Raw genomic sequence first — 5,840 nt, 5'->3', positions numbered from 1 at the left:
GCCTATGTCGATCCGGTCGACATCCGCTTCAACCGCTTCGATTCCCGGCCGGTGCCGAACGCCAATGCCGTCATGTTCTGTCTGATGGACGTGTCCGGGTCCATGGGCGAGCGCGAGAAGGATCTGGCCAAGCGCTTCTTCGTCTTGCTGCACCTGTTCTTGAAACGACGCTACGACCGCATCGAGATTGTCTTCATCCGCCACACGCACCTGGCTCAGGAGGTCGACGAGGAGACATTTTTCTACAACACCCAAAGCGGCGGCACTGTCGTTTCCACCGCGCTGGAGGAAATGCACCGTATTATCGCGAGCCGCTACCCGGCCCACGACTGGAATATCTATGCTGCCCAGGCCTCGGACGGCGACAATTTCGCCGGCGATTCAGAGCGATGCATTTCGCTTCTCAACGGCGAGCTCATGCGGCTGTGCCAGTATTTTGCCTATGTCGAGATCATCGACGAGCGTGAAGCCCATATTTTCGGCTCGACCGAAAACGGGACATCGCTGTGGCGTGCCTATAACGCCATCGACCAGAAATGGCCGAACTTCCAGATGAGCCGCATCGCTACGCCCGCCGATATCTACCCGGTCTTTCGCCAGCTTTTCGGCAGGCAGCCGGTCTCCCTCAAGCGGGCATGAGGGTTCCCGATGGTCAGACAAGCCAGCAAATCCAGCCTGCTTTTTTCAGGGTCCGACTGGGATTTCAAAACATTGTCGCGGGCCTATGACGCGATCGAGGCACTTGCGGTCGAAGAGCTTCATCTGGACACCTATCCCGTTCAGATGGAGATCATCTCTTCGCAACAGATGCTCGACGCCTATTCGTCCATTGGCATGCCATTGATGTACCGTCACTGGTCTTTCGGCAAACATTTCCTCCACCAGGATCTGCTCTATCGCAAGGGCGGGCGAGGGCTTGCTTATGAACTGGTCATCAATTCCAATCCCTGCATCGTCTATCTGATGGAGGAAAACACCATGGCCCTGCAGGCCTTGGTGACGGCCCATGCAGCTCTCGGGCACAATCATTTCTTCAAGAACAATCAATTGTTCAAACAATGGACGGATGCAGGTGCGATCCTCGGCTACCTGGACTTCGCCAAGGGCTACATAGTCCGTTGCGAGGAGCGGCACGGCCTCGCCGCCGTCGAGGCTGTGCTCGATTCCGCCCACGCGCTGATGGATCAGGGCGTGTTTCGCTATCACCGGCCGCCGAGGCTGTCGTCGGAACGGCAGCGCGAAGGAATTCGCGAGCGTCTCGAATACGAGGAGCGCTCCTACAACGACTTGTGGCGTACGCTGCCGCCTTCGCAGCAAGCGGCCAACGACAAGGGCCAGGACCCGGAGCGGAAGAAATCGCTAAACCTGCCTGAGGAAAACCTGCTCTATTTCCTGGAAAAGAACAGCCCGGTCCTGGAGCCCTGGCAGCGTGAGATCATCAGGATCGTTCGGGTCATCGCGCAATATTTTTACCCGCAACGGCAAACACAGGTGATGAACGAGGGCTGCGCCACGTTCGTGCACTATACGCTGATGAACATGCTGTTCGACCGCGGCCAGATCAGCGAAGGCGCCATGCTCGAAATCCTGCGCAATCATTCCAACGTGGTCTTTCAGCCGGCGTTCGACGATCCGCGTTTTTCAGGCATCAACCCCTATGCTCTCGGCCTCGACATGATGCAGGACATTCAGCGCATTTCGACCAAACCCACGGCTGAGGACCGCGATTGGTTCCCCGACATCGCTGGCCAGGGCAACTGGCGCGAGGTCCTGCTTGACGCCTGGGCCGAGCACCGCGACGAATCCTTCATCCGCCAGTACCTCAGTCCCGCCTTGATCCGGAAATGGCGGTTTTTTGTGCTTGGCGACGCTGCCGACCAACCGCATTGTCTGGTCGCCTCGATCCACGACGAGCGCGGCTACGCCAAGATACGCGCCACGCTCGCCAACAGCTATGATCTCGGCGCGAACCGGCCGGACATTCAGGTGGTGGATGTCGATCTGCTCGGCGACCGCCATTTGCGCCTGCAGCACAAGGTCAATGACGGCATCCTGCTCGAGGATGCCAGCCGCGACGCCACGCTTCGTCACATCCGCAGGCTTTGGGGTTATGAAGTCAGCCTGGCGGCCATAGATGCAGAGACCGGCGCGACGATCCACGAACGCTCGACAAGCCAGATCGCCGGATGACGTGCCCCGGCCTCCCTGCACGTATCAGGTGTCGCCGGCTGGCCTGATCCTCAGCCTTGCGATCCGGTTCTTGTCGCGTTTCATGACGATGAAGCGCTTGCCGTGGAACGTAAAAGCCTGCTTCTCCTCGGGGATCGATTGCGTCTCGTGGATGACGAGGCCGGCAATGGTGGTGGCCTCCTCATCCGGCAGGTTCCAGTCGAGAGCCCGGTTGAGATCACGGATGGGCACCGTACCGTCGACGACCACGGAGCCGTCGGCCTCCTGCTTGACGCCCTGTATGTCGACATCATGCTCGTCAGCGATCTCGCCGACGATCTCCTCGATAATGTCCTCCAGCGTCACCAGCCCTTCGACCTCGCCATATTCGTCGACCACGACGGCGAAATGCGCCTTGCGGCGAAGGAAGGCGTTGAGTTGTTCCTGCAAGGTCGTGGTGTCGGGCACGAACCATGGTTTCGAGGCGATCTTCATCACATCGATCCTGGAGAAGTCGTTGCCGACTTCGTTCAAGGCGCGCAGCAGATCCTTTGCATGCAGCACGCCGACGATGTTGTCGAGCGAGCCTTTCCACAGCGGCATGCGGGTGTGCGGGCTTTGCAAAATCTCGCGCACCACCGCTTCCGGCGCATTGTCGGCATTGACCGAGCGCATATTGGTGCGGTGGACCATGATGTCGGAGACTTCGAGCTCGGCGAGATCGAACAGGCCGCCGACGCGGTCGCGATCCTCGCGCACCACCTGGCCGTCGCGGCGGAAATCATCGACCGCGCCGCGCAATTCGTCCTGGCTGGAACGCTGCGGCTCGATGCGCGAAAGCTCGTATCCGAACATGGCAAGCAGGCGCGTGCGCACGGCAACGAGCAGCACGATGAGGATGGCAAGGACGGCAACGACGATCCAGCCGGGCTCGTTGGTCATCTCGGCCGCATTTTCTGCTGGTCCGGATGGTTTTCTGTCAGAAACGACAGCACTTCCGATGCCGGAACATCCTTGGCAATGAAAGCTTGGCCGACGCCGCGCGTCAGGATGAAGGTCAGCGCGCCGCGCGACACCTTCTTGTCCTGGGTGATAAATGCCAGCAGCGCCTCGGCGTCAGGCAGATCGCCCGATATGTCGGCTATCCGCCAGGGCAGGCCGACGGCGCGCAGATGCGCCTCGACGCGCGCGGCATCGTCGGGGCTGGCCAGATTGAGCCGCGACGAGAACCGGTAGGCCAGCGCCATGCCGATGGCGACGCCTTCGCCATGGACGAGGCGGCTTCCGTCATATTGGGTGGCGGCTTCCAGCGCGTGGCCGAATGTGTGGCCGAGATTGAGCAGCGCGCGGTCGCCGGTCTCGAACTCGTCGCGCGCAACCACGTCGGCCTTGGCGCGGCAGGCTTCGGCGATCGCCTGCGTCCTCTCCGGCCCGCCGGCAAAAACCTGGGCCCAATTCTTTTCCAGCCAGGTGAAAAATTGTGGCCGGTCGATGAGCCCGTATTTGGCGAGTTCGGCATAGCCGGCGCGGAATTCGCGGATCGGCAGCGTGTCGAGCACTCCGGTGTCGGCCAGCACCAGTTTCGGCTGATGGAAGACGCCGACGAGATTCTTGCCGCGAGGGCTGTTGATGCCGGTCTTGCCGCCGACCGAGGAATCGACCTGCGCCAGCAGCGAGGTCGGGATCTGCACGAAATTCATGCCGCGCCGCACGATGCCGGCGGCAAAGCCGGCAAGGTCGCCGATAACGCCGCCGCCGAAGGCGATGACGATGTCGCCGCGCTCCAGTTTCGCAGCCAGCACACCGTCGACCACCTCTTCGAGATGAGCAAAACTCTTGGTCTTCTCGCCGGGCGGCAACGTGATCACGGCGGTCTGGATGCCGTCCGTTTCGAGGCTGGCCTGAAGGGCAGCGAGATGCGCTGCCGCGACATTGGCGTCGGTGACGACCGCGGCGCGTGTACCCGGCAGGCGGCCCGATATCTCGGCACCCGCGCGGGCCAACAACCCCGAACCTATCAGGATATCGTAGGTCCGGTCGCCAAGGCCGACTTCGACGACAACGGGTGCCTCGATGCTCACTGTTCCACCTCGCCCGTCGCCGTCGTCTCATCGATGCCGAAATGCCGGCACAGCGCGTCCACCACCTCGGTCGCGATGACTTCCTTGCGGTCGTCGCGGGTCGGCACGGTGACATCAGATGTCGCGTAGACCGGATAGCGCTCGCCCATCAGCCGCTCCAGCACGGCGCGCGGATCGGCACTTTTCAACAATGGCCGGTTCTGTTTCTTGGAGACGCGGTCCATCAGAAGATCGAGCTCGGCCTTCAGCCATACCGACACGCCCTGCGCTGCAATCGCCTCGCGCGTCTGCGCATTCATGAAGGCGCCGCCGCCGGTCGACAGCACCTGCGGGCCGTTTTCCAGCACGCGCAGGATGACGCGCTGCTCCAGCGCCCGGAATTCGGTCTCGCCATAGCGCTCGAACAGCTCCGGAACGGTCATGCGCGAGACGCTTTCGATCTCCTGGTCGCTGTCGATGAAGGGCAGCGCCAGCATCGTCGCCACCTTGCGGCCGATCGCCGTCTTGCCGGCACCCATCAATCCGACGAAGACGACGGAACGGCTGCCCAGCCGGCCAAGCAACGCGGCGTAGGTCTCGTCTGGAGGATTTGCTGGCAACGCGTTCATCGGATGTTTCGAAGGCCCTCTTTGCCGGCGTATCGACATGAAAAGCCCGTTTGCGTCAAGCGTGGCAAGCGCCTTGAACCCGACATGGACCAGCAGGGTCTGCATCAGAAGTTGCTAACAGGCCTCCGCTTCTTCTTGAATTGGCCGAATTGGCGTCCCATAAGGGGACAGGGTTTGGAAACGCAGAACAAGAAGACGGGCGAAAATTGATGCCGACACTGTTTCGCTTTGTCGTGGTAACAGCGATTCTGGCAGGCATTGCCTATGGTGCGATGTTCGCACTGGTGATGTTCGTCGAGCCAAAGAAGGGCGAAATGAGCGTGCGCATCCCTCCGGAAAAGCTGAACCCCAAGAAAAGCTGAACCCGAAGAAAAGTTGAATGAACAGCGCCGCCCGCATCGAAGCCTTTTTGGAAATGATGAGCGCCGAGCGGGGCGCGGCTGAAAATACGCTTTCCTCCTACCGCCGCGACCTCGAGGACGCTTCTGGCGCGATCGATGGCGGGCTGGCTGGTGCCGCCGCCGCCGATATCCGCGCCTATCTCGACGACATTGCCGCCCGCGGCTTTGCCGCCACGTCGCAGGCGCGCAAACTGTCGGCGATCCGCCAGTTCTTCAAATTCCTCTACGCCGAAGGCCTGCGCGGCGATGACCCGACCGGCACGCTGGACAGCCCGAGAAAGGGCCGCCCGCTGCCCAAGACGATGAGCGAGGCCGACACCGGCCGGCTGATCGACCGAGCGGCGCTTGAGGCCGGCGATGCCTCGTCGGGCGATGGGGACAGTCTGGCGTCACTGCGCCTGCATGCGCTGGTCGAGGTGCTTTACGCCACCGGCCTGCGCGTTTCCGAGCTGGTCGGCCTGCCGGTGACGGTGGCGCAGCGCGACGACCGTTTTTTCATGGTGCGCGGCAAGGGCGACAAGGAGCGCATGGTGCCGCTCTCGGCCAAGGCACGCGCGGCGATGAAGACCTGGCTCGCCGCC

At 61.9% G+C, this 5,840-nt stretch carries 7 protein-coding genes; 4 read left to right on the top strand and 3 right to left on the bottom strand.

Annotated elements, in window-relative coordinates; translation table 11 throughout:
* Both EN750_RS15710 and EN750_RS15705 read left to right on the top strand, forming a co-directional pair.
* Positions 1–639 (top strand): DUF444 family protein (locus tag EN750_RS15710; RefSeq protein WP_145967686.1); only part of this gene is annotated, 639 nt, incomplete at its 5' end.
* 9 nt (positions 640–648) lie between these two features.
* Entirely contained in the window at positions 649–2,190 is a 1,542-nt protein-coding gene (locus EN750_RS15705; protein ID WP_127396956.1) for a SpoVR family protein, read from the top strand.
* Positions 2,191–2,214: 24 nt separating this feature from the next.
* Here the strand turns inward: EN750_RS15705 and EN750_RS15700 are convergent, their stop codons facing one another.
* From EN750_RS15700 to EN750_RS15690, 3 genes are read right to left on the bottom strand one after another with little or no spacing between them, the layout of a single operon-like run.
* The gene (locus EN750_RS15700; protein ID WP_127396955.1) at positions 2,215–3,111 is read right to left on the bottom strand and encodes an HlyC/CorC family transporter; all 897 of its coding nucleotides are present in this window, start codon (positions 3,109–3,111) and stop codon (positions 2,215–2,217) included.
* On the bottom strand, positions 3,108–4,250 hold the full coding sequence (gene aroB, locus EN750_RS15695) for a 3-dehydroquinate synthase (RefSeq protein WP_127396954.1): 1,143 nt from the start codon (positions 4,248–4,250) through the stop codon (positions 3,108–3,110). Before aroB ends, EN750_RS15700 begins: the two co-directional genes overlap by 4 nt.
* Positions 4,247–4,858, bottom strand: coding sequence for a shikimate kinase (locus EN750_RS15690; RefSeq protein WP_127266670.1), 612 nt, complete (start codon positions 4,856–4,858; stop codon positions 4,247–4,249). The genes aroB and EN750_RS15690 overlap by 4 nt, the downstream gene beginning before the upstream one ends.
* 209 nt (positions 4,859–5,067) lie before the next feature.
* Here EN750_RS15690 and EN750_RS15685 point away from each other — a divergent pair, with 209 nt between their 5' ends.
* Positions 5,068–5,220: a histidine kinase gene (locus EN750_RS15685; protein ID WP_127266685.1), complete on the top strand. Its 153-nt coding sequence runs from the start codon at positions 5,068–5,070 to the stop codon at positions 5,218–5,220.
* A gap of 17 nt (positions 5,221–5,237) precedes the next feature.
* A partial coding sequence (locus tag EN750_RS15680; RefSeq protein ID WP_127396953.1) for a site-specific integrase occupies positions 5,238–5,840 on the top strand: 603 nt, incomplete at its 3' end.

Source organism: Mesorhizobium sp. M7A.F.Ca.ET.027.03.2.1, from assembly GCF_003999175.1.
GTDB lineage: Bacteria > Pseudomonadota > Alphaproteobacteria > Rhizobiales > Rhizobiaceae > Mesorhizobium.
Note: the sequence above shows the minus strand (reverse complement) of the source record. Positions and strands in the feature narration are given on the sequence as shown.

Excerpts from the sequence above, each read along its gene's own strand:
- EN750_RS15705 (WP_127396956.1), top strand. The coding sequence starts at position 649 with ATGGTCAGACAAGCCAGCAAATCCAGCCTGCTTTTTTCAGGGTCCGAC.
- EN750_RS15700 (WP_127396955.1), bottom strand. The coding sequence starts at position 3,111 with ATGACCAACGAGCCCGGCTGGATCGTCGTTGCCGTCCTTGCCATCCTC.
- EN750_RS15690 (WP_127266670.1), bottom strand. The coding sequence starts at position 4,858 with ATGAACGCGTTGCCAGCAAATCCTCCAGACGAGACCTACGCCGCGTTG.
- EN750_RS15685 (WP_127266685.1), top strand. The coding sequence starts at position 5,068 with ATGCCGACACTGTTTCGCTTTGTCGTGGTAACAGCGATTCTGGCAGGC.